This window comes from Janibacter corallicola NBRC 107790 (genome assembly GCF_001570965.1).
Taxonomy (GTDB): Bacteria; Actinomycetota; Actinomycetes; order Actinomycetales; family Dermatophilaceae; genus Janibacter; species Janibacter corallicola.
This window is the reverse complement of sequence record NZ_BCSR01000012.1, coordinates 43,442-62,728: the sequence shown is the minus strand read 5'-3', so window position 1 is coordinate 62,728 and position 19,287 is coordinate 43,442. Positions and strand designations below refer to the sequence as shown.

The window sequence follows — 19,287 nt, the reverse complement described above, 5'->3', positions numbered from 1 at the left end:
CACCTCCTGGGACCCGCCGGTCACCCTCGGAGTGCGGCTCGTCAGTGTCGTCAACGACGACACCCAGCACATCGGGCAGGCCGCCTTCCTGCGTGGGCTCCTTCCGACCGACGCGTGAGCGAGTTCCTGGTCCGGGTCGAGACCGACCTGACCCCGGCGCAGGCCTGGGAACGGGTCTGGGACCTCGACCGGCAGAGCGCGCTCGTCCCGCTCACCCGCGTCGACCTCGACCCGCCGGCGACCCGGCTGGGCGACCGGGCCGGGTTCACCGGCCGCACGTCGTTCGGCCCGGTCGGCTTCGAGGACCCGATGCGCATCACCACGTGGTCCCCACCGACTGATGCCGAAGGGGGAACCGCGACCGTCGTCAAGGTCGGCCGGGTCGTCGGTGGTCGGATCGAGGTGCGGGTGGACCCCCTTCGCGGCGGGGCTGTGGTCCGGTGGCGCGAGGAGCTGACCCTCCCCTGGCTCCCGGCCCCCGCGCGCCCGCTCGAGGCGGTCGCCGCGCGCATGGCCGCACCCGGCTACCGGTGGGTGCTGCGACGGCTCGTGGCAGCCGCAACAGGTGCCAGTGGGGAGGGGGTGGGGATGACGCTGCGGATCGAGATCTTTCCCGCGGACATCGAGGCCTCACTGCGCTTCTACACCGCGCTGGGTTTCGAGGTGCTCTCCCGCACGGACCATCCGCCGTACGCGTGGATCGGCCGGGACGCTGTGCGGATCGGGATGCTCGAGTCCCCCGCCCGACCGGCGGAGCACCGGCACCTCCCGAGCGGCACCGAGATCGTCCTCGACGTCGACGACGTGCGGGCCGAGCGCGACCGGGTCCTCGCTGCGGGGATCGAGCCCGCCGAGGACCTCACCGAGCGCGAGTGGCACCTGACCGATTTCCGCGTGCACGACCCCGACGGCTACTACCTGCGGATCACGGGCCGCTCGCGCCGATGATCGTCGGTCGGCGGTACCGCCCGCGCGAGGACGTCGACGCGGGGTAGGCCGACAGCACTCCGGACGGCACCCGTGGCGGGTCACATCCGGTGCTTCGTGCGTGCCGTCGCCGGTGCACTCCACGGGTCCTCCGGCCACGGATGCTTCGGGTAGCGCCCGCGCATCTCGGCGCGCACCTGGGCATACGGCCCGGACCAGAAGGAGGCCAGGTCGTCGGTCACCGCGAGCGGCCGCCGGGCGGGGGAGAGCAGGTGGAAGAGCACCGGAACCCGGCCGTCGACGAGACGAGGGGTCTCGGCGAGGCCGAAGCACTCCTGCAGCTTCACCGCGACCACCGGTGCGGCAGAAGGGTCGTCGTGCGGCGGCCAGGTGATCGCGGCGCGGGAGCCACTGGGCACCTGCAGCCGCTCCGGAGCCAGCTCCTCCAGCCGGGTCGCCTCCGGCCAGGGCAGCAGCCGGCGAAGGGGGTCGGTCAGGTCGATCCGGCCCACCGGGGTCCCCGTGGCGATCCGTTGCAGCTCCGGGCCGAGCCACTCGGCCAGCCGGCCGGCCAGCGCGTCGTCGGAGACGTCCGGCCACGGCTGACCGAGGTGGTGGTGCAGCGCGGCGAGGCGCCGCCGGAGGCGATCGGCCGCCTCGGACCAGTGCAGGACATCGAGTCCCCCGGCGGCGAGGGCGCGCTCCACGGCACCGGCGCCGGTCGCCGCGTCGGCGCGCACCGGGGTGGAGGCGAGCTCGATCGCGCCGATGGCATCGACCTCGCGGGCACGGACCCGCCCCTCGCCCAGCTCGGCGCGGACCTCGCGGACGTGCAGCCCGGCCGCGGCGGTCTCGGCGTCGCCGCGATCGATCCCGGCCGCGAGGCGGATGACGGCACCGGTGCCGGCCGCGACCTTCGCGTCGGTGCGTCCCACGTCCGCCACGGCCACCCACTCGTGGTGGCGAAGGGGGCTTCCCGCCGGCAGCGCAGCCCGGGTGCCGGAGGCGAGCAGGTAGGTCGGGCCGTCGCCGACGCGGCGCCCGACCCGCCCCGGGTGGGCCAGGGCCGTGACGAGCCCCGAGACCGGACCGCCCTCGCGCCCGGCGTCCCGGTCGCCGGTGGAGCAGTCCCCGCCATCCGCCGACGTCCCGTCCCCCGCGGGGGCCAGCCGGGTCAGCCGATCGACCTCGCGACGCCACCGGGCCGCATCGCGGACCCGGCCGGAGCGCAGCTCGGCGACCAGCCGGTCCAGGTCACCGTCCTCGCTGCGCAGGTCGCCGGACAGCACGGCGACCACTTCCGCTGCGCGACGGGGTCCGACGAGCGGCGCGCCGTCGAGCAGGGCACGGGCGAGGCGTGGATCGGCGGGGACCCGGGTCGCGGCGAGCCCGTCGTCGGTGATGCGGCCGTCGGTGTCGATCAGTCCGAGCCCCCGCAGCGTCCGCTCGGCGGCGGTGATCGCGACCGCGGGTGGTGGGGTCAGCAGCGGCAGGTCGTCACCGCGCGGCGACCCCCACGCGGCCAGTGTCAGCGCGGTGTCGGTGAGGTCGGCGGTGGTGATCTGCGGCGTGACGTGCTCGGGGGCGTGGGTCCACACCGACTCCTCGACGAGCCGGACCACCCGGCCCGGACCGAGGCGGGCGGCGCGCCCGGCCCGCTGGGTCATCGAGGCCCGGGAGGCCTGCACCGTGACGAGGCCGGTCATGTCGCGGGCGGCGTCGCGTCGCGGTTCGCGGGAGAGACAGGCGTCGACGACGAGCCGGACGCCGGGCACGGTGAGGGAGGACTCGGCGAGGTCGGTCGAGACGATGATCCGGGGGCCGTCCCCGGTGCTGATCGCCCTGTCCTGCTCGCGGGGCGCGAGCCGGCCGTGCAGCGGCAGGACCTCGGCTCCGGTCACGAGGCCGCGCAGTCGCTCCACGACCCGGTCCACCTCGCGGGCGCCGGGGACGAAGACGAGGGTGTCGCCCTTCGAGGCGCCCACGCGGGGCGTGGGACCCGCTCCGTCGCGCCTCAGGGCGCGGTCCCCCTCGCCGTGGTGGGCCGCGGTCGTGGTGGCCACGTGCTCGAGGAAGTCGAGGGACACGCCCCGGGCATCGGTCCGGGGTCCGGGCGCGGGCCGCCACTCGACCTCGAGCGGGTACAGGGAGCCCTCGCTGTCGACGACCGGCGCGGGCCCGACGTCGTCACCGAGCAGACGGGCGATCCCGGGGGCGTCGAGGGTCGCGGACATCGCGACGAGCGGGAGGTCACGCAGCTGGCGCACCTCGGCGAGCATCCCGAGCAGCAGGTCGGTGTCGAGCGCCCGCTCGTGGACCTCGTCGAGCACGACGGCGGCGGTGTCGGTGAGCTCGGGGTCGGAGAGCAGCCGGCGCACGAGCACCCCTGGGGTGACGAATTCGACTCGCGTGGAGCGCCGCACGTGCCGCTCGCCCCGCACGGTGTAGCCGGCGAGGTCGCCGAGGTCGGTGCCGGTCAGCCGGGCGAGGCGCCGGGCGGCGGAGCGGACGGCCACCCGGCGCGGCCCGGTGACGACGACCCGGCCTTCGACGACGTCGGCGAGCAGGGGCGGCGCGAGGGTCGTCTTGCCGGAGCCCGGCGGCGCCTGGACGACGGCCACGCCGCGCCCCTCGACCGCCGCGCGCAGGTCCGCCAGCGCCTCGGCGAAGGGGAGCCCCGCACCGATGCGGGCCGGGTCGACGTCGCTCACCGCGTCATGGTCGCAGGTGGGAGGCACCGTTGAGGTCGAGCGTGGCGCCGGAGGTCCAGACGGCCTCCGGGGAGGCCAACCACAGCACGGCCGAGGCCACCTCCTCGGGGCGCCCCACCCGGCCGAAGGGGGAGTCCGCCCGGATGGCTTCCCCCGCAGCGGAGTCCAGCCGGTCCCTCACCCTCTCGGTCTCGACGAAGCCCGGCGCGACGGTCGCCACGGCGATCCCGTGGGGCGCGAGCGCGACGGCGAGCGAGGCGTCCATCGAGTGCAACGCGGCCTTGGAGGCGGCGTACGCGGGGAACTCCGGCTCGCCCCGGTGCACCCCGCGGGTCCCGATCGAGACGACCCGGCCGGGCAGCCCGACCTCGATGAGCCGGCGGGTCATCGCGTGGGTCACCATCGCGGTGCCGAGGGCGTTGACCCGCAGGTACTCCTCCCACGCCGCCTGCCACTCTGTCGCCGAGGTCTCCGCCGGCGGATGGGCGAGCGCGGGCGTGGTCGCGATCCCGGCGTTGTTGACGAGCACGGTCACCGGCCGCCCGAGCGCCGCCTCCGCCCTCGCGACGAGCTCAGCTGCGGCCGTGGCGTCCCCGAGGTCGGCGGTGACCAGCGCGTGCCCCTCGCCGGGGAGCGAGGCGACCGTCGACTCACCCTCCGCCACCGCCGAGCGGACGTGGACCGCGACGCGGTCCCCGTGCTCGGCGAAGGCCCTCGCGACGGCGCGCCCGATGCCGCGGGAGGCACCGGTGACGAGGACGGCGCGGGAGTGGCTCATACCGACAGTCTGCCCGCCGGTCGGCCGCGGGGGAGGACCATCACGACGACGTCCGGCGAGTCCGCGTCGAGCCAGGTCGGTCGGGCCCGACCGACCTCCTGCCACCCGGTCCGGTGGTACAGCCGCAGCGCCCCCGCCCCGTTGACGTGCACGTCGAGGCAGGGGGCGAGGCCCCCTTCGTCCATGGCGGCGACGGCGGTGTCCAGCAGACGACGCCCGACCCCGGTGCCGGCCGCCGCCAGGGAGGTGAAGAGCAGCACCACCTCGCCGAGGCGGTCGTGCGGTCGGTCGTGCGCCCCCATCCACTCGCGGATGAGGTCGGCGTCGCCCTCCGGCAGCGTCGCCGGATCCGCCGGGACGGAGATCGCGACGTGCCCGAGCAACCGGCCGTCCTCCTCCGCGACCCACGCCGCGCGCTGCCCCGGCCGGCGGATGAAGGCCTCGGCCGTGCTCCTGAGCGGCATGTGGTGCGGGTAGCCGGACACCGGCTGCTGCTCGAGGAGCATCTGCCCGAGCTCGACGAGGTCCGCGTCGCGGCGAGGACGGATGGTGATCACGGTGTCAATCCTGCCCCGGGCCACCGGGAGAGGTCACACTGTCTCGCGTGCGACGTTTCGAGGAACTGGCCTGGAGCGAGACCCCACGCGGTGAGATCAGCCTGCGGCGGCGGGCCGAGCCCACCACGGGGGCAGAGGTGTACGAGGTCAAGCTCGGCGACGAGTTCCTCATGTCGAGCCTCTTCACCGTCGCCGAGATCGAGCTGGCCCGGCTGGGCCTGGCCGAGGCGAAGGGGGAGGCGCTCGACGTCGTCGTCGGCGGCCTCGGGCTCGGCTGCACCGCCCGGGCGGCGCTGGAGGACCCGCGGACGCGCTCGCTCGTCGTCATCGAGGCGATGGCCGAGGTCATCGACTGGCACGAGCGCGAGCTGCTGCCGGATGCCGCCGCCCTCGTGCGCGACCCCCGCACCCGGCTCCGGCACGAGGACTTCTTCGCGCTGGCTGCCTCCGAGGGCGGCTTCGACGCCGACTCGCCGGGTCGGCGCGTCGACGCGGTGCTCCTGGACATCGACCACACGCCGGACCACCTGCTCCACCCGGGGCACGCCCCCTTCTACTCCGAGGCAGGGCTGCGTCGGCTCACCGAGCACCTCCGGCCCGGAGGCGTCTTCGCGCTCTGGTCCGACGACCCCCCGGAGGCGGGGTTCACCGGCCTGCTGGAGCAGGTCTTCGATGACGTGGTGGCGCACGTGGTCAGCTTCGCCAACCCCCTCACCCGCGGGGAGTCCAGCAACACCGTCTACGTCGCCCGCTGACCGCCACCGACCCCGGAAGAAGGATCGCGATGACTGCGCGTGAGGTCCTGCTCGTCGTCAACCCCGCCGCCCGCAACGGTCGCGCCCGGAACATGGTGGGGGAGGCGAGCGAGGTCCTGCGCTCGCACGGCTGGTCGGTCGAGGTGGTCGTCACGCGGTCGGCAGCGCACGCGGTGCAGGTCGGTGCCGGCGCCGACCCGGAGAAGCAGCTGCTGCTCGCCCTCGGCGGTGACGGGCTCATGGCCCGGGTGGCCGAGGGTGCGGTCCGCTCCGGTGCCGTCGTGGCTCCACTGCCCGGTGGGCGCGGCTGTGACTTCATCCGGGCCATCGGCGGCTCCCGGGACCTGCGTGAGGCGGCCGAGCGCCTCCCGTTCGCCACGGAGCGACGGGTGGACATCGGCATGGCGGGGGAGGTCCCCTTCCTCGGGGTGGCCACGGTGGGCTACGACTCGCTGGCCAACCACCACGCGAACGAGGCGCCGGCCCGGCTGCCGGGCGGGCTCGTGTACGTCTACGGCGGGGCGCGGGCGCTCCTGGAGAGCCGCCCGACGTCAATCACGATGTCGACCGACGGGGTGACGCGCAGCTTCCGGGGCTGGGGTGTCGCGATCGGCAACTCCGGGCACTTCGGTGCCGGGATGATCGCCACGCCCGGCGCCAGCCTCGAGGACGGCCGGCTCGCCATCACCACCGTCGAGGGGCTGCCCCGGTGGCGGTACCCCCTCCTGCTGCCGCGCTACTTCCGGGGCACCCAGGTCGACGGGGTCGACATCCGGGGCGACCACGGGCAGGAGGTCGAGGTCAGTGCACCGGAGGGGTATCGCGTGTACGCCGACGGCGACCTCGTCGGCCGGACGCCGATGACCTTCACCGTCCTGCCGGGGGCGCTGCGCATCCTCGCCTGACGTCTCCCTCCCCACGGCGGGCTACCGTGCGGAGCATGAGTCAGGCATTCCAGGACACCTACCCGCCCGAGCTCTCGCACTGCTACGGCTGCGGGGCCAACAACGCCTCCGGTCACCAGCTGAAGTCCTACTGGGACGGTGACGAGACGGTGGCGACCTTCACCCCGGGTCCCGAGCACACCGCACTGCCCGGGTACGTCTACGGCGGGCTGATCGCCTCCCTCGTCGACTGCCACGGCACCGGGAGTGCCTCCGCCGCGGGGCACCGGGCGCAGGGCCGCGAGATGGGAAGCGAGCCACCGCTGCGCTACGTGACCGGCTCGCTGCACGTGGACTACGTCGCGCCCACCCCGATGGGCGTGGAGCTGACGCTGCGCGGGGTCATCGAGGAGGTCACCGAACGCAAGGTCGTCGTCTCCGAGACCGTCGAGGCGAACGGCACGGTCGTCGCGAAGGGCAAGGTCGTCGCGGTGCTCATGCCGGAGGGGATGGGCCGGGGCTGAGCCGGCGGCTCAGCCGATGACGTCCGCGGCCCGCGCCGGCCCGGCGTAGGCGCGGGCGAGCGAGTCGATGGTCTCGTGGGCGTTGAGCCCGCTGGGGTTGGGCACGACCCACAGCCCGGCGCCCTCGAAGGCCTCCGGCTGCTCGCCGACGGCGGCTCCGCGCGCCCCGAAGGCCTTGCGGTAGGCCGTGATCCCGGCGACGGCGACCACCGCCGGAGCCGCGGTGCGCACGGTCTCGCGCAGCCGTTCACCGCCCTCGCGCAGCTCCGCGGCGGTGAGCTCGTCGGCCCGTGCGGTCGCCCGGCGCACGATGTTGGTGATCCCGATCCCGCGCTCGCGAACGTGTTCGCGGTCGGCGTCGCTCATCCCCGCGGAGGGGTCGACGCGCTGCCGGAGGACCCCTGCCTGCAGCAGTGCCGGGTAGAAGCGGTTGCCCGGATGGGCGAAGTGGGTCTGCGTCGCCGCGGTCCACAGGCCGGGGTTGATCCCGACGAAGAGCAGGCGCAGGTCCTGCCCCGGGCAGGGCAGGAGGTCGGGCACCTCCGTGTCGCGGAAGGTCTGCAGCTCGGCACGGGTGAAGCTGCGGCGCGAGGGCATGAGATCGACGCTACACAGGGGCTACCCGGGATGGGACGCCGGCAGCGGCGTGGCCATCCAGTAGGCGTAGGTCCGCAGGCCCTCCGTGGTCCGGATCCGTTCCTCGGTCCGGCGCGCCGCCCCCAGGACGAAGGGGACCGGCCACCGGAAGAGCGGACCGTCGTGGGCGAAGGAGTGGTACTCGCCGAGCTCGCCGCAGGGGTCGGCGCCGGGCGGCAGGCTCGTGACGAAGCCCCGGTCGAGAGGGACGCCGACCGCCTCCGGCCCGAGCAGCGAGGCGTCGACGACGACCGTGGTGGCGCGGATGCCCGAGGCGAGGACGTGCTCGATGCACTCCGTGGAGGTCAGCTCCCCGAGCGGCGTGAGCACCTCGATCCCCAGCGGCCGGGCCTGCTCCCGCCGGTGCTCGAGGACGCCGGAGGCGGCGAGGTCCCCGAAGGCGAAGGCGTCGATGCCCTCCCTTCGCATCTCCGCCGCGGCCGCGGCCATCGCCTCGGTGTAGCCGGTGAGTCCGGGGCCGGGGATCGCCACCGTGTGCAGCGGCAGACCGATGCTCTCGGCCTGCGCCCGCAGCAGGGCCGTCGGGATGTCGTGGACGGTCGAGGCATTCCGGCCGCGCTCGACCGTCGTGACGAGCCGGTCGACGAGCACGTCCTCGTCATCGAGGAGTGCGATGAGCGCGAGGGCGGAGTCCTTGCCGCCGCTCCAGTGGAAGGCGACCCGCTGCACGGCCGGGATCACGCCTCCAGCTTGGCCACGATCCGTTGCACGGTCAGCCAGGTGCGGGTGGTGATGTCCTTGCCGTGGGTGCGCTCCAGCCAGCTCATGAAGTCCGGGGTGCTGCCCGGCTCGCTGTTGTCGATGACGGTCAGCACGGCGCGGGCGTCCCGGTCGTGCCCGACGATGCGCATGCGCGGATCGGAGAGCTCGGGCAGCTGCGGCTCCGGCGTCCCCTCCTTGAGGAAGGTCACCGTCAGGTAGCTGCCGCGGCCGTGGACGAGCCCGGGGAAGGGGTCGCTCGCCAGCAGGGCACGCAGCTCGGCGTGCTCGCGGATGATCGTGCCGCCGCCGATGCCGAGCCGCTCGGTCAGGGCCGACTGGATGCGGCGCTCGAGCGCGGGCACGTCCCCGTCGTCGCTGCGGAAGAGGATGTTGCCGCTGGCCAGCACCGAGGTGACGTGCTCGAGGCCGAGCTCCTCGAAGACCCCGCGGAGGCGGTCGTTCCTCGTGTTCGGGTTGCTCGGCGCGATCCCGCGCAGCAGCGCGGCGTAGCGGTTCATGCCCGTCGACCCTACCCGGGCAGCGCCGGTCGTCGCCTCGGCGCGGCGATGAGCAGGAGGCTCGCCAGGACCACGACGATGCCGGTGGCGGAGGCGACGGAGAGGCGCTCGTCGAGGACGAGGACACCGAGCAGGGTGGCGGTCACCGGTTCGGCGAGGGAGAGGGTGGCGACCGTGCCCGCGGAGAGCCGGGCCAGGCCGTGCTGGAAGAGCACGTAGGACAGGCCGGTGGCGACGACCCCGAGCCAGAGCACCATGAGCAGGCCGGTCGGCTCGGTGAGCCACGTGAGGTCGGCGCCCACCAGCGTCGGCAGCAGCAGGAGCGCGCCGGTGACGAAGAGCCCGGCCATGACCAGGGTGCCGCGCGCGCCACGCAGCAGCAGGGTGCGCGCGGCGACGGTGTAGCCCGCGTAGGACAGTCCGGCGCCGACTGCCGCCGCGATGCCCACGGCGTCGACCGGGGCGTCTGCGCCGGAGCCCGCGACGAGCAGGACGACTCCCGCCACGGCCGCGCTGGTGGCCACGGCCCAGCGGCCGGTCGGTCTCTCCGAGAGGAGCAGGCCGAGCAGGCCGGTCGCCAGCGGGGCGGTCCCGAGCGCGATGACGGTGCCGACCGCCACCCCGGAGCGGGCCACCCCCTCGAAGAAGCACGCCTGGTAGGACGCGACGCAGCCGCCGCCGAGCAGGACGACGACGGGGGCGGGGACGCATGCCGGACGGGCAGACGGTGGGGCGGCGCCGCGCCGGGCAGTCGCCAGGGCGAGCAGGACCAGGGTGATCGCGCCGACCACGATGCGCAGCGTGCCCACCGAGACGGGGTCGGTGCCGGCCGGCCCGAGGGCCTGCGAGGTCCCGGTGGTGCCCCAGAGTGCGGCCGCCGCGACGGCCGCGAGGCCCGCCGAGGCGGCGACGAGGGTGCGGGTCACGGGTCGAGGAGGGCGAGCCCCGGGCCGTGCAGCGACTCGAGCGCGTGCCGTCGGCCGGTGAGCACCATGAGCAGGGCCAGAGCGCTGCCGCGCAGCTCGGGGCCGTCACCGAGGCGCAGGTCGGCGTCCTCGCAGACGAGGGTGACCCGCTCGGCCAGCGAGCGCCCGCCGCCGAGGGAGTCCTTGGTCCGGGCCTGGTAGCGGATCGCGGGGACCACCGCAGCGGTCGGGTAGTCGCGGCTGATGCCGACGGCGCCGCGGATGTCCTCCCCGTGGGCGACCTCCTCGACGAGTCGGCTCTCCAACGGGGCGAGCCACGTCGGGGGGCCGGTCCGCCGGTCGGTGACCGCCCGCAGCCGCTCCAGGGTCTGCGCCGGGGAGTCGCCGCGGCCCGCTGCGACGCCGGCGTCGTTCTGCCGGTCGAAGTCCCCCTTCGCGCGCGCCATCGCCACCACGAGCCCGAAGGGGGTGACCCTCGCGTTGGTCACGAGGTGCCCGGCGACGTCGTGGACGGTCCACCCCTGCGCCAGCGAGGGTGTCTCCCACTGCTCCGCGGGCAGGGTGGCGAGGTCGGCGACGAGTGCGCGGCGCTCGGTGCGGACGAGGTCCCAGACGTCGTCGCTCATCGGTCGCCCGCCAGCTCTGGCCGAGTGCCGTCTTCGTCCACGGCGTCGGGCCCGCGGTAGCCGCCCGGGAGCAGGTCGCCGACGGTGACGCTCCGCGGTCCCTGCCCCGTCGGGACGATGACCCGGCAGCGGGGGTGGTAGTCAGCGAGCACCTGCCGGTCCCGGCCGCACGGCGTGAGCACCCCACGACCACCGCTCCCCACGGCGACGATCGTGACGACCTCCCGGGCGCCCTGGGCGCGTGCGGTCCCGAGCGCGACGAGCTCGGCGCAGGGGCCGCCGGTGAAGTGGTAGAGGTTCACCCCGGTGAAAGTCCGGTGGTCACCGGCCATGACGGCCGCGCCCACCGTGTGCACCCCCCTCGCCGGACTCCGGCGGGTCCGCGTCAGTGGCGGCGTCGATGGTGCGGGTGGCGAGGTCGATCAGGGCGAGATCGTCCTCGCTGGGTGCACGCGCCGAAGGGAAGTCCATGCAGAGCAGTCTGGCGCACGCCGTCAATGCTTCACCGACCCCGGCTCCTCCTCGCTGATCGTCGGCGTCTCGATCTGGATGGTCGAGTGGTGGATCGCCACGTCGAAGTGCTCGGCGACGCACTCCTTGACCTGTGCGAGCACCTCGGCCGCGTGACCGTCGGCGAAGCACTCCTCCTCGACGACGACGTGAGCGGTGAGGGTCGGCAGCCCGGTCGCCACCGTCGAGGCGTGCAGGTCGTGGACCTCCCGGACGTGCTCGACGGAGAGCATGTGCTCGTGGACGGCCGCCAGGTCCAGGCCCTTCGGGGTGAACTCCATGAGCACGCTGGAGGTCTCCCGCAGCAGCTTGATCGCGCGGGGGAGGATGAGAGCCGCGATGAAGAGTCCGGCGATCGCGTCCGCCCGCAGGTACCCGGTGGTGGCCATGACGATCGCGGCGACGATCACCCCGACCGAGCCGAGGGCGTCGTTGAGCACCTCGAGGAAGGCGGCACGCATGTTGAAGTTCGCCGACCTGCCCGAGGCGAGGACCGCGATGGCGGTGAGGTTGGCGACGAGGCCGATGACGCCGAAGACGAGCAGTTCCTGCGCCGGCACCTCGGGTGGGGCGAAGAGGCGGCGGATCCCCTCGACCGCGGTGTAGGCGCCGACGAGGAGCAGGATAGCGGCCTGCCCGAGAGCGGCCATCACCTCGATTCGGCGGAAGCCCCAGGTCCGTCGGGACGAAGGGGGCCGCAGCATGAGCGTGCCGGCGACCAGGGCGACGAGCAGACCGGAGGCGTCGGTGAGGGCGTGGGCGGTGTCGGTCAGCAGCGCGAGGCTGCCGGTGAGCCAGGCGCCGGTCGCCTGGGCGAGCACGATGAGCGCGGTGATGCCGAAGGCGATGGCCAGCTTGCGGCGGAAGTCCCCGGGGCGTCCTGCGTCCTCGGCGCTCGGGGTGTGGTCGTGTCCTGCACCCATGGGTCCATTGTCCCCGATCGCCCCTTTGGGCGGGGGTGGGGCCCGCATGCCGGGCCCGGGCCGCGTGGCGCAAGAACACGATGACGCCTTGTGTGGGCCAGGTCACTGCTTCAATGGTCCGCGCAGCGGCACCGGAGGCCCCGGCGGCGTCCAGCTGCCATGGCACACGGATCGACGCCTACATCGACCGGCGACATGTCGGCGGATGGAACACGAAGGACGTCGGCTACTACAACGACTCCGCCGAGCCGAGATCCCCGAGGAACATGAACGGCACCGGCGTCTCCTGGGGCGGAGCCCTCCGGGCGAGGTGTCCCGCGTCGGCCGGGTCAGGCTGCGCGGGCGAGGTTGGCCAGCGACCTCGTCATGCCTTTGCCGTTCGCCGTGGCCGCCGTACGGCGCAGGACCGCCCCGATCGGGCTCGCCCCGTAGACGAAGCTGTGGGTGACCTCCGTGCTGCCGTCCGGGCGCTCCGCGAACTCCCAGCGCCAGCCGTGTCCCAAGGGGTGGCGCCACTCGACGACCTCGCCGGGCGTCGCGGCGGTGACCGTGCTCCTGAGGCGGTACGGGACGCCGAACAACTTCATCCGCACGGTGAAGTGCTCGCCCGTGGTCAGCGGCGCCTGCCCCGAGACCACCTCGCCGACGGTGCCGCCCCCGTCGACCTCGTGGTGGCGGCGCGGGTCCGCCAGCACCCCGTAGAGCTCGGTCGCCGGGCGTTCGATCACGGCACGACGCACGATCGCGCCGGTCTCGTCATGGCAGGTCACGTCTGGGTCGGTCATGATGCTCCCGGTCGCAAGGGGGTTGGCTCATTTATCGTATGGCCTCGAGAACGACCCACGATTAGCATGGGTGCCATGTACTCAGGCATCGCCTCGATGAGGCTGCGGACCGGCCGCTGACGGCGGCCGAGCCCTTCATCCCTTCGCTCTGTACGCCGTCCCGCGCACTCGCCGGGCGGCCCCCTTTGGCGTGCCCGGCTCCCCACGAGCCGAAGAGAGCACATGTACAGCACCACCCATGCACGCGCTGCCCTGATTCGCGGGAACCCCGCTGGCGGCAGCGCCCACATCCGCGCCCAAGGCGTCTCGGTCACGCTCGGCGGGCACCCCGTCCTCACGGACGTGGACGTCACCGTCTCCGCGACCTCCCGCTTGGCGATCGTCGGTGAGAACGGCCGCGGCAAGACCACCCTCCTGCACGTCCTCGCGGGCCTGCTGGAACCCGACTCCGGCACGGTCGTCCGGTCCGGGTCGATCGCGCTCGCCGAGCAGGCCCTCGACGTCGGTCGTGGCGAGACCGTCGGGTCCCTCGTCGAGCTCGCGATCGCGGACTCGCGTCGGGCCCTGGCCGACCTCGACGCGGAGACCGAGGCGCTGGCGCAGGAGCACCCCGGTGCCGCCGATGCCTACGCCGACGCGCTGGAGCGGGCCTCCGCGCTCGACGCGTGGGACGCCGACCGACGCGTCGACGTGGCTCTCGCGGGGCTGCGCGCGTGCACCGACCGCGACCGCGAGCTGTCGACCCTCTCGGTGGGGCAGCGCTACCGGGTGCGCCTGGCCTGCGTGCTCGGTGCCCGACCCGACCTGATGCTCCTCGACGAGCCCACGAACCACCTCGACGCGGCGGGCCTGGACTTCCTCACCGCGAGGCTGCGCGAGCACCCCGGCGGGTTCGTCGTCGTCACCCACGACCGGGCGCTGCTGCGGGATGTCGCTCGGTCCTTCCTCGACCTCGACCCGAGCGAGGACGGGCGGCCGCGGCTGTACGCCGGCGGCTACGACGGATGGGTCGAGGGGCGCCGGGCGGACCGGGCACGCTGGGAGCAGGACTTCGCCCACCAGCGGACCGAGCACGAGCGGCTCGTGCAGGCGGCCGCGGATGCGCGCTCGCGGCTGCGCACCGGCTGGCGCCCGGACAAGGGGACCGGCAAGCACCAGCGGGCCACCCGTGCCGGTGGGGTCGTCCAGGCCGTCAACCGACGCCAGGAGAAGCTCGAGGTGCACGCCGTCACGGTGCCCGAGCCACCGCTCGAGCTGAGCTGGCCGACGGTGGGAACCCGGTCCGGGAGGCCCGTCGTCACCTGCTCCGACGTGACGGTGGCCGGGCGGCTCCCGCAGGACGTCTCGCTGGAGCTGTCCGGGGGAGACCGGCTGCTGCTCACCGGGCCGAACGGGTCCGGCAAGTCGACCCTGCTGGCCGTCCTCGCCGGGATGCTCGAGCCGACGACCGGCCATCGGGTGCAGCACACCGGGGCCCGGATCGCCGTGCTCTCGCAGGAGGTGCCGGACTGGCCGACGGGGGTGAGCGCGCACGGGCTCTTCGAGCGGCACGTGGGCGCGCGCGAGGCCGCCGGCGTGCGCGGGCGGACCTCGCTGTCGTCGTTGGGTCTGCTCGACCGGCGGGCCCTCGCCGCACCGGTCGAGCGGATGTCCCAGGGGCAGCAGCGACGTCTGCACCTCGCGCTGTGCCTCGCGGACGAGCCGGACCTGCTCGTCCTCGACGAGCCGACCAACCACCTCTCGCCCCGGCTCGTCGACGAGATGACGGAGGCACTGCGGACGACCCACTCGGCGGTCGTCGTGGCCACGCACGACCGGCAACTGCTGCGGGACCTGCGGGAGTGGCCGCGGCTGGAGCTGTCGGTCGGGTGAGCAGCGCCAGACGGACTGCAGGTCGGCCCGGGCAGAACGCCGGGCCCCGTGTGCCGGGTCTCACGCGGTCGACGAGCCGACCTGCAGTCCGTGTGGACCACCGGCCGTACCGTGGGTGCATGGGGTGGACGGTGACGACTCACGACTGGTCGCACGAGGTGGACACCGACCACCTGCTCCGGGCCAGGGAGCTGTCGGAGTCCTTGGGTGATGCCTTGCCGGTGCACCTCGTCCTCGAGGTGGTCGCCTATGCGGACGACGAAGCGGCAGCCACCGGCCGGCGGGGACACGTCACCGTGACGGTGGACGGACCGGACGTGGAGGTCGTCGATGACGGACGCGGTACCGACACGCGACGCGATGAGGCCGGCCGCCCCGTGCGCAAACCCGTCATGGCCACTCGTGACGTCCGGTTCTTCGACGCGGAAGACCCGCCTGTGCTGCCGGACGGGCTCCCGCGCCGGGGGATGAGTACCGTCGCCGCGGTCTCGCCGGTCCTCGTGCACGAGAACCGGCGACGTGAGGGGGCCTGGCGGCAGTCGTACCGGCACGGCTGCCCGGACTCCGAGCTGCGCGAGGTGCCGTGGTCGGGGCACTCGGGTACCTCCGTGACGCTGCGGCTGCCGACATCGGTCTCCCTCGACGTGGAGCGTCTGGAGGTGCTGGTCCGCGAGTTCACCGAGGTGAACGTGGTGGTCGAGGAGGCACTGTCGGGAGGCAACGCGTCTGCCGGAGTCGTCCGGGTCGGTGACACGATGCGCAAGCCCTGGCTGCGGACCACCCCACGTACCGCGGACTTCACCCACGAGCTGCGACGTCGGGGCATCGACGTGCCGGAGCTCCGCGGGCGCGACGATCGCGGACGGCAGGTCCTCGACTTCGTGCCCGGCGACCTCGCCATGGACCGTACGCCCCTCGACACCACGACCGTGCGCCGGGCGGGTACTCTGATCCGCCGGATCCACGACGCGAGCGAGGGTCTGGAGGTGCCTGCCGACTGGGAGGTGCTCATCCCGGCGGACGGGCCGGACCTGGTGTGCCACAACGACCTCGCGCCGTGGAACCTCGTCATCGACGGAGACCGGCTGGTCTTCATCGACTGGGGCGGGGCGGGCCCGAGCACGCGGCTGTGGGACCTTGCCTACGCGGCGCTCGCCTTCGGCCACCTCTTCCCCGGGGCCGACGTCGAGGACTCTGCCGCCCGGCTGTCGGCCTTCGTCGACGGGTACGCGGCGGACGAGGAGCTGCGGGTCTCGCTGCCCGAGGCCATGGGTGATCGGGCCGCCGCGATGCACGAGCTGCTGCGCAGTTCGCACGCCCGTGGTCGGGAGCCGTGGGGCTCCATGTACATCGACGGGCACGGCGAGCACTGGGCGCGAACGACCCGGCTCATCCGTGAGCACGAACAGCGGTGGGCGCTCGCCCTCCGGCGAGGTGCGCGCTGACCGGACGCGGTGTGGCCAGCCAGTAGGTGTAGGTCCGCGACCCACTCGTCGTGCCGATCTCCTCAGAGATCCGCCGCGGCGCGGACAGCGTGAAGTCGACAGGGCTGGCGAAGGGGCCGCCTGCGAACGAGAAGGAGTGGAACTCGCCCTGCTCGTCGCACGGGTCGACGCCCTCGGCGCATATCGAGCGATGCCTCCGTGACGGTCTCGACGTACCCGTCGAGCCCCAGCCCTGGACGGTCAGCGTCTGCAGGGCCGGCCGATGCTCTCCGCCTCCGTCAGGAGGAGCTCGACCGGGATCTCGTGCACCGTGGACGCGCCGGTTGCACGGCGGTCACGAGGCTATCGACCTGCACGGCGTCGTCACGACGCAGCTCGAGCAGAGCGAGTGCGGACCGGTTGCCGCCGCTCCAGTGGAGGGCCACCTTCCGGGGAGTCCCTGTCATGTCCGCCAGTCTCCCGGGTGCCCAACCTGGATCCGCATCTCCCTAGGGAGGTGCGACGAACGGTTCAGGAGGCGAACTTCCCCCAGGGGGCGGCCGGGAACAAACTCCCTTCGTCCATAGTTGAGCCAAGTGAACTCAACTTTTGGGCTTCGGATTTGCGCAGGTCGTGACCGGTCCGTAAGTTGAGTGACAGCAACTCAACCTGCCCGGGGGCAACCACCCCGGCACCCGAATCACGAAGGAGCGCCTCACATGGCACGTGCCGTTGGCATCGACCTCGGAACCACCAACTCTGCCGTCGCCGTCCTCGAGGGTGGCGAGCCCACCATCATCGCGAATGCCGAGGGTGGTCGCACCACCCCGTCCGTCGTCGCCTTCTCCAAGGGCGGCGAGGTGCTCGCCGGTGAGGTCGCCAAGCGGCAGGCCGTCACCAACGCCGACCGCACCATCCGCTCGGTCAAGCGCCACATGGGCACCGACTGGACGTCCGACGACATCGACGGCAAGCAGTACACCGCGCAGGAGATCTCCGCGCGCACCCTGCAGAAGCTCAAGCGCGACGCCGAGGCCTACCTCGGTGAGGACGTCACCGACGCGGTCATCACCGTGCCGGCCTACTTCGACGACCACGAGCGTCAGGCCACCAAGGAGGCCGGCGAGATCGCGGGCATGAACGTCCTGCGCATCGTCAACGAGCCGACCGCCGCCGCCCTGGCCTACGGCCTCGACAAGGGCAAGGAGGACGAGCTCATCCTCGTCTTCGACCTCGGTGGTGGAACCTTCGACGTCTCCCTCCTCGAGGTCGGCAAGGACCCGGAGGACGGCTTCTCCACCATCCAGGTGCGCGCCACCTCCGGTGACAACCAGCTCGGTGGTGACGACTGGGACGAGCGTGTCGTCCAGCACCTGCTCACCCAGGTCAAGAACAACACCGGCGTCGACCTGAGCAACGACCGGATCGCGATGCAGCGTCTGCGGGACGCGGCCGAGCAGGCGAAGAAGGAGCTCTCCTCCGCCACGACGACCTCGATCAACCTGCAGTACCTGTCCATGGGCGAGAACGGCCCGATCCACCTCGACGAGACCCTCTCCCGGGCCAACTTCGAGAAGATGACCAAGGACCTGCTGGACCGCACCAAGCAGCCCTTCGAGAACGTCATCAAGGACGCGGGCGTCTCCCTGGCCGACATCGACCACGTGGTCCTCGTCGGTGGCTCGACCCGCATGCCCGCGGTCAGCGACCTGGTCAAGGAGATGACCAACAAGGACGCGAACAAGGGCGTGAACCCGGACGAGGTCGTCGCCCTCGGTGCCGCCCTGCAGGCCGGTGTCCTCAAGGGTGAGCGCAAGGACGTCCTGCTCATCGACGTCACCCCGCTCTCGCTCGGCATCGAGACCAAGGGCGGCCTCTTCACCAAGCTCATCGAGCGCAACACGGCCATCCCGACGAAGCGTTCGGAGGTCTTCTCCACCGCCGAGGACAACCAGCCCTCGGTGCTGATCCAGGTCTTCCAGGGTGAGCGCGAGATCGCCCAGCAGAACAAGAACCTGGGCACCTTCGAGCTCTCTGGCATCGCGCCCGCACCGCGTGGCGTGCCGCAGATCGAGGTCACCTTCGACATCGACGCCAACGGCATCGTCAACGTCTCCGCCAAGGACCGCGGCACCGGCCAGGAGCAGAAGATCACCATCTCCGGCGGCTCCGCGCTGTCGAAGGAGGAGATCGACCGCATGGTCAAGGACGCCGAGGCCCACGCTGAGGATGACAAGAAGCGTCGCGAGGAGACCGAGGTCCGCAACAACGGCGAGAACCTCGTCTACTCCACCGAGAAGTTTCTCTCCGAGTCCGGCGAGAAGCTGACCGACGAGCAGCGCAAGCCGGTCGACGACGCCCTCGCGGACCTCAAGGAGGCCCTCAAGCCGGAGGCCGAGACCAGCGCCGAGGACCTGAACACGAAGATCGACACCCTCAACGAGGAGTCCCAGAAGATGGGCGCGGCCCTCTACGCCGCACAGGCGGAGCAGGGCGAGGCCGGCGGCGCCGGTGCCGATGAGGCGGCCGGTGACCAGTCCGGGGCCCAGGACGAGGACGTCGTGGACGCCGAGGTCGTCGACGACGAGGAGAACAAGTGACCGACCAGAACCAGCCCGTGGACCCCGAGGTGACGGCCGAGGAGGCCGCTCCCGAGGTCGAGGAGCAGGTCGACGTCGCGCCCACCGGCGAAGGGGAGGCCACCTCCCCTTCGCCGGAGGGCGAGGCAGAGGTCCACCCGGACACCGCCCTCGCCGAGGAGCGCCTCGCGGACCTGCAGCGGTTGCAGGCGGAGTACGTCAACTACAAGCGGCGCGTGGACCGCGACCGTGCGGACATCCAGATCCGCGCCGCCCACGACGTGCTCGAGAGTCTGCTGCCGGTCCTCGACGAGATCGAGCTGGCCCGTCAGCACGGGGACCTGCCCGAGGGCAGCCCCTTCCGGGCGATCGCCGACAAGCTCGAGCAGACCCTCGGCAAGGCGCACGGTCTGGAGCGCGTCGGCTCCAAGGGAGAGGTCTTCGACCCCAACGTCCACGAGGCGCTCATGCACGCCGAGTGGGACGCCGGTGACGAGGACCTGCCCTCGGACGCGACCGCCACGACCGTGGTCACCGTGCTCCAGCCCGGTTACCGGGCCGGCGAGCGGGTGCTGCGGCCCGCGCGCGTCGCGGTCGCCGACCCGCAGTGAGCACCGTGCAACCGACGA

The 19,287-nt window shown here is 73.1% G+C and carries 20 protein-coding genes and 1 pseudogene; 9 read left to right on the top strand and 12 right to left on the bottom strand.

The genetic code is table 11. From position 1 onward, the window contains the following. Nucleotides 1–118: pseudogene (locus JCO01S_RS15670) on the top strand (DUF664 domain-containing protein); the annotation flags it as partial. After that, the gene (locus JCO01S_RS06980; protein WP_068252857.1) at nt 115–948 is read left to right on the top strand and encodes a VOC family protein; all 834 of its coding nucleotides are present in this window, start codon (nt 115–117) and stop codon (nt 946–948) included. The pseudogene JCO01S_RS15670 and the gene JCO01S_RS06980, both read left to right, overlap by 4 nt. Nucleotides 949–1,028: 80 nt before the next feature. Here the strand turns inward: JCO01S_RS06980 and hrpB are convergent, their stop codons facing one another. From hrpB to JCO01S_RS06965, 3 genes are read right to left on the bottom strand one after another with little or no spacing between them, the layout of a single operon-like run. Beyond that, nucleotides 1,029–3,638, bottom strand: a complete 2,610-nt coding sequence (gene hrpB, locus JCO01S_RS06975; protein WP_068252854.1) for an ATP-dependent helicase HrpB — start codon at nt 3,636–3,638, stop codon at nt 1,029–1,031. A 4-nt stretch (nt 3,639–3,642) separates the two neighbouring features. Then, on the bottom strand, nt 3,643–4,416 hold the full coding sequence (locus tag JCO01S_RS06970) for an SDR family NAD(P)-dependent oxidoreductase (protein ID WP_068252851.1): 774 nt from the start codon (nt 4,414–4,416) through the stop codon (nt 3,643–3,645). Continuing rightward, a complete protein-coding gene (locus JCO01S_RS06965; RefSeq protein ID WP_068252844.1) occupies nt 4,413–4,973 on the bottom strand; it encodes a GNAT family N-acetyltransferase in 561 nt (186 codons plus the stop codon). Before JCO01S_RS06965 ends, JCO01S_RS06970 begins: the two co-directional genes overlap by 4 nt. Before the next feature lie 47 nt (nt 4,974–5,020). Between JCO01S_RS06965 and JCO01S_RS06960 the strand changes: the two genes are divergently transcribed. From JCO01S_RS06960 to JCO01S_RS06950, 3 genes are read left to right on the top strand one after another with little or no spacing between them, the layout of a single operon-like run. Continuing rightward, on the top strand, nt 5,021–5,728 hold the full coding sequence (locus JCO01S_RS06960; RefSeq protein ID WP_068252841.1) for a polyamine aminopropyltransferase: 708 nt from the start codon (nt 5,021–5,023) through the stop codon (nt 5,726–5,728). Between the two features lie 29 nt (nt 5,729–5,757). Beyond that, nucleotides 5,758–6,633, top strand: coding sequence for a diacylglycerol/lipid kinase family protein (locus JCO01S_RS06955; protein ID WP_068252838.1), 876 nt, complete (start codon nt 5,758–5,760; stop codon nt 6,631–6,633). Between the two features lie 35 nt (nt 6,634–6,668). Then, nucleotides 6,669–7,136, top strand: a complete 468-nt coding sequence (locus tag JCO01S_RS06950) for a PaaI family thioesterase (protein ID WP_068252835.1) — start codon at nt 6,669–6,671, stop codon at nt 7,134–7,136. Between the two features lie 9 nt (nt 7,137–7,145). Here JCO01S_RS06950 and JCO01S_RS06945 read toward each other — a convergent pair whose 3' ends face one another. From JCO01S_RS06945 to JCO01S_RS06910, 9 genes are all read right to left on the bottom strand, one after another. Beyond that, complete coding sequence (locus JCO01S_RS06945; protein WP_068252831.1) at nt 7,146–7,733, bottom strand: mismatch-specific DNA-glycosylase; 588 nt, start codon at nt 7,731–7,733, stop codon at nt 7,146–7,148. A 21-nt stretch (nt 7,734–7,754) separates the two neighbouring features. Further along, entirely contained in the window at nt 7,755–8,474 is a 720-nt protein-coding gene (locus tag JCO01S_RS06940; protein WP_068252828.1) for a Dph6-related ATP pyrophosphatase, read from the bottom strand. After that, complete coding sequence (locus JCO01S_RS06935) at nt 8,471–9,013, bottom strand: DUF1697 domain-containing protein (RefSeq protein ID WP_068252827.1); 543 nt, start codon at nt 9,011–9,013, stop codon at nt 8,471–8,473. Before JCO01S_RS06935 ends, JCO01S_RS06940 begins: the two co-directional genes overlap by 4 nt. 11 nt (nt 9,014–9,024) lie before the next feature. Then, nucleotides 9,025–9,939 carry a DMT family transporter gene (locus tag JCO01S_RS06930; RefSeq protein WP_068252825.1) on the bottom strand — a complete coding sequence of 305 codons (915 nt, stop codon included), beginning with the start codon at nt 9,937–9,939 and terminating at the stop codon, nt 9,025–9,027. Further along, nucleotides 9,936–10,565 (bottom strand): maleylpyruvate isomerase family mycothiol-dependent enzyme, encoded by a 630-nt coding sequence (locus tag JCO01S_RS06925; RefSeq protein ID WP_068252822.1) that lies wholly within the window; start codon nt 10,563–10,565, stop codon nt 9,936–9,938. Before JCO01S_RS06925 ends, JCO01S_RS06930 begins: the two co-directional genes overlap by 4 nt. Beyond that, nucleotides 10,562–10,912, bottom strand: coding sequence for a cytidine deaminase family protein (locus tag JCO01S_RS06920; RefSeq protein WP_174521067.1), 351 nt, complete (start codon nt 10,910–10,912; stop codon nt 10,562–10,564). The genes JCO01S_RS06925 and JCO01S_RS06920 overlap by 4 nt, the downstream gene beginning before the upstream one ends. Next, nucleotides 10,887–11,036 (bottom strand): hypothetical protein, encoded by a 150-nt coding sequence (locus tag JCO01S_RS15665; RefSeq protein ID WP_157074510.1) that lies wholly within the window; start codon nt 11,034–11,036, stop codon nt 10,887–10,889. Before JCO01S_RS15665 ends, JCO01S_RS06920 begins: the two co-directional genes overlap by 26 nt. 23 nt (nt 11,037–11,059) lie before the next feature. Beyond that, the gene (locus JCO01S_RS06915; RefSeq protein ID WP_068252816.1) at nt 11,060–11,998 is read right to left on the bottom strand and encodes a cation diffusion facilitator family transporter; all 939 of its coding nucleotides are present in this window, start codon (nt 11,996–11,998) and stop codon (nt 11,060–11,062) included. A 329-nt stretch (nt 11,999–12,327) separates the two neighbouring features. After that, nucleotides 12,328–12,783, bottom strand: a complete 456-nt coding sequence (locus JCO01S_RS06910; RefSeq protein ID WP_084342710.1) for an SRPBCC family protein — start codon at nt 12,781–12,783, stop codon at nt 12,328–12,330. A 222-nt stretch (nt 12,784–13,005) separates the two neighbouring features. On the opposite strand from JCO01S_RS06910, the gene JCO01S_RS06905 reads away from it, so the two are divergent. From JCO01S_RS06905 to JCO01S_RS06890, 4 genes are all read left to right on the top strand, one after another. After that, the gene (locus JCO01S_RS06905) at nt 13,006–14,655 is read left to right on the top strand and encodes an ABC-F family ATP-binding cassette domain-containing protein (RefSeq protein WP_084342709.1); all 1,650 of its coding nucleotides are present in this window, start codon (nt 13,006–13,008) and stop codon (nt 14,653–14,655) included. 119 nt (nt 14,656–14,774) lie between these two features. Next, nucleotides 14,775–16,100 carry a phosphotransferase gene (locus JCO01S_RS16420; protein ID WP_369407283.1) on the top strand — a complete coding sequence of 442 codons (1,326 nt, stop codon included), beginning with the start codon at nt 14,775–14,777 and terminating at the stop codon, nt 16,098–16,100. 698 nt (nt 16,101–16,798) lie between these two features. Continuing rightward, nucleotides 16,799–18,679 (top strand): molecular chaperone DnaK, encoded by a 1,881-nt coding sequence (gene dnaK, locus JCO01S_RS06895; RefSeq protein ID WP_068252813.1) that lies wholly within the window; start codon nt 16,799–16,801, stop codon nt 18,677–18,679. After that, the gene (locus JCO01S_RS06890) at nt 18,676–19,269 is read left to right on the top strand and encodes a nucleotide exchange factor GrpE (RefSeq protein WP_068252810.1); all 594 of its coding nucleotides are present in this window, start codon (nt 18,676–18,678) and stop codon (nt 19,267–19,269) included. Before dnaK ends, JCO01S_RS06890 begins: the two co-directional genes overlap by 4 nt. The last annotated feature ends 18 nt before the right edge of the window (nt 19,270–19,287 follow it).

Excerpts from the sequence above, each read along its gene's own strand:
- JCO01S_RS06970 (WP_068252851.1), bottom strand. The coding sequence starts at position 4,416 with ATGAGCCACTCCCGCGCCGTCCTCGTCACCGGTGCCTCCCGCGGCATC.
- JCO01S_RS06955 (WP_068252838.1), top strand. The coding sequence starts at position 5,758 with ATGACTGCGCGTGAGGTCCTGCTCGTCGTCAACCCCGCCGCCCGCAAC.
- JCO01S_RS06950 (WP_068252835.1), top strand. The coding sequence starts at position 6,669 with ATGAGTCAGGCATTCCAGGACACCTACCCGCCCGAGCTCTCGCACTGC.
- JCO01S_RS06945 (WP_068252831.1), bottom strand. The coding sequence starts at position 7,733 with ATGCCCTCGCGCCGCAGCTTCACCCGTGCCGAGCTGCAGACCTTCCGC.
- JCO01S_RS06935 (WP_068252827.1), bottom strand. The coding sequence starts at position 9,013 with ATGAACCGCTACGCCGCGCTGCTGCGCGGGATCGCGCCGAGCAACCCG.
- JCO01S_RS06925 (WP_068252822.1), bottom strand. The coding sequence starts at position 10,565 with ATGAGCGACGACGTCTGGGACCTCGTCCGCACCGAGCGCCGCGCACTC.
- JCO01S_RS15665 (WP_157074510.1), bottom strand. The coding sequence starts at position 11,036 with ATGGACTTCCCTTCGGCGCGTGCACCCAGCGAGGACGATCTCGCCCTG.
- JCO01S_RS06915 (WP_068252816.1), bottom strand. The coding sequence starts at position 11,998 with ATGGGTGCAGGACACGACCACACCCCGAGCGCCGAGGACGCAGGACGC.
- JCO01S_RS06910 (WP_084342710.1), bottom strand. The coding sequence starts at position 12,783 with ATGACCGACCCAGACGTGACCTGCCATGACGAGACCGGCGCGATCGTG.
- JCO01S_RS06905 (WP_084342709.1), top strand. The coding sequence starts at position 13,006 with ATGTACAGCACCACCCATGCACGCGCTGCCCTGATTCGCGGGAACCCC.
- JCO01S_RS16420 (WP_369407283.1), top strand. The coding sequence starts at position 14,775 with ATGGGGTGGACGGTGACGACTCACGACTGGTCGCACGAGGTGGACACC.
- dnaK (WP_068252813.1), top strand. The coding sequence starts at position 16,799 with ATGGCACGTGCCGTTGGCATCGACCTCGGAACCACCAACTCTGCCGTC.